The organism is Streptococcus mitis, from assembly GCF_003942795.1.
Classification (GTDB): domain Bacteria; phylum Bacillota; class Bacilli; order Lactobacillales; family Streptococcaceae; genus Streptococcus; species Streptococcus mitis_BJ.
On sequence record NZ_RJNY01000048.1, the window covers coordinates 1 to 2067 of the forward strand.

Annotated in this window: 2 protein-coding genes and 1 pseudogene; all 3 read left to right on the forward strand. The window is 31.2% G+C overall.

All coding sequences use genetic code 11. The annotated features are described in order from the left end of the window. Positions 1-262: pseudogene (locus tag D8847_RS10405) on the forward strand (toll/interleukin-1 receptor domain-containing protein); the annotation flags it as partial. 1 nt (position 263) lies between these two features. Then, on the forward strand, positions 264-1673 hold the full coding sequence (locus D8847_RS10410) for an SIR2 family protein (protein WP_023916203.1): 1410 nt from the start codon (positions 264-266) through the stop codon (positions 1671-1673). Then, the coding region (locus D8847_RS10415; protein ID WP_185757960.1) for a TIR domain-containing protein at positions 1673-2067 on the forward strand (395 nt) is incomplete at its 3' end. The genes D8847_RS10410 and D8847_RS10415, both read left to right, overlap by 1 nt.

Below are 2067 nucleotides of genomic sequence, written 5' to 3' on the forward strand. Positions count from 1 at the left end.
AGAGCGTATAAAACAATCGGATGTATTTGTTTTGTACTTTTCAAGTAAGACACTTAATTCTCAGTGGTGTGCTTGGGAATTGGGATATGCAGATGGAATTGGAAAGAAAATATGTATCTATTTTTCAGAAAAAATAGATAGAACAATTATTCCCAAATTTTATTCTATTTATCCAGAGCTACATCTTTCTGAAAACATTACAATTGAAGTTGATAAACAATCATCTATTATATTTAATGATTGGAAAAATAGGAGTAGTTAATATGGAAAAAGAGCTATTTATTAAAAAATATACTGAAGTTATTCAAGAAGGGAATGCTGCAGTATTTGCTGGTGCGGGGACATCAGTTGATGCCGGTTTTGTTAATTGGAAAGAATTGGTAAGACCATTCTCAGAAGAAATAAATTTGGACATTGATAAAGAAACAGATTTAATTGGAGTGGCGCAATACTATATCAATTCTAAAATGGGAAATCGTGGTACTGTGAATCAAAAAATAATTAATCAGTTTTCTAGTTCAGATGCAGAAACGGATGTTATGAATATATTAACACGTCTTCCCATTTCTACATATTGGACAACAAATTATGATGAGGTCATAGAAAATGGATTGGAAAAAAATAATCGCAGGGGGGATATAAAAAGAAAAGTAGATGATTTGGCTATTAATATTTATGATAGTGATGCTATCGTATATAAAATGCACGGTGATATAAGATCTCCCCAAGATGCAGTTATTTCAAAAGATGATTATGAAAGATATGGTGAGAAAAATTCGTTATTTGTTACAGCCTTGCGTGGGGACTTAGTCTCAAAAACGTTCCTATTTGTAGGGTTCAGTTTTGAAGATCCAAACCTAGAGTCTATTTTAGGAAAGGTGAATGTTTTATTAGGAGATAACAAAAGAGAACATTATTGTATTCAGAGAACTGTATTAAGAAAAGATTATAAAACGAAAAAAGAGTATGACTATGCAAAAATAAAGCAAGGTTTAAAAATAATAGACTTAAAACGATATGGTATTGAGACTGTTTTGGTAAATGATTATACTGAGATTCCCCAATTATTACTAGAAATTGAAAGAGAATATTTTAAAAATACAATCTTCATTTCAGGTAGTATATCAGATTATAATGAGAATTGGAGTGAAGAAAAGGTAAATCAATACTGCTATGATTTATCTAGTTTTCTTATTTCAAAAGATTATAAAATAATATCAGGGTTTGGACTGGGGATAGGAAGCAGTGTTATTAATGGTGCGCTGGATCAAATTTATAAAACTAAATATAGACATGTGGCTGAACACCTTGGTTTGTTTCCTTTTCCACAAAATGCTAATGGAGAGAAATCGTTAAAAGAATGTTGGACCGAGAATCGTGAACAAATGATTAGTGAGTCAGGGGTGTGTATATTTTTATTTGGTAACAAGCTAGTTGATGGTAAGGTAGAACTTGCTTCAGGCATGATGGAGGAATTTCAAATAGCTAAAGAAAAAGGAAAGATAATCATTCCGATTGCCTCTACTGGATTTGCTGCAAAAGAAATTTATGATGAGATGAAACAATCAGGAGAATATAGTTATTTAGATAATTACTGGGAAACTTTGGAGACTGAAAAGGATTTCACTAAAGTTTTTTCCACGATTGATAAAATTGTCAATGAGGTACGATAATGGCAACCAAAATATTTATTTCGTTCCGTTTTAGTGATGGAAAAGAGATTAAAGACGAACTAGTTGATTTATTTGATGAATCTACTGAGGTAATTAATAGATCAGAAGATGTTGATAGAGGTCAAATGAGTGAGAACATTATTAAGGAATATCTATATGAGAAGTTAAAAGATACATCGGTTACAATTGTATTATTAACTCCAGAGGCTGTTTCTTATAGAAAGAATTGGATTGGAAATTATGATGATTGGCTTTATGATGAACTAAGGTATTCTTTAGAGGATAGAAAAAATAACAGAACAAATGGTGTGATAGCTGTTTATACTGATGAAGCTAAAGATAAGGTACTAGATGATAGTACTCATTATTGTCAACATTGTCAGCAGACTAAGTC

Excerpts from the sequence above, each read along its gene's own strand:
- D8847_RS10410 (WP_023916203.1), top strand. The coding sequence starts at position 264 with ATGGAAAAAGAGCTATTTATTAAAAAATATACTGAAGTTATTCAAGAA.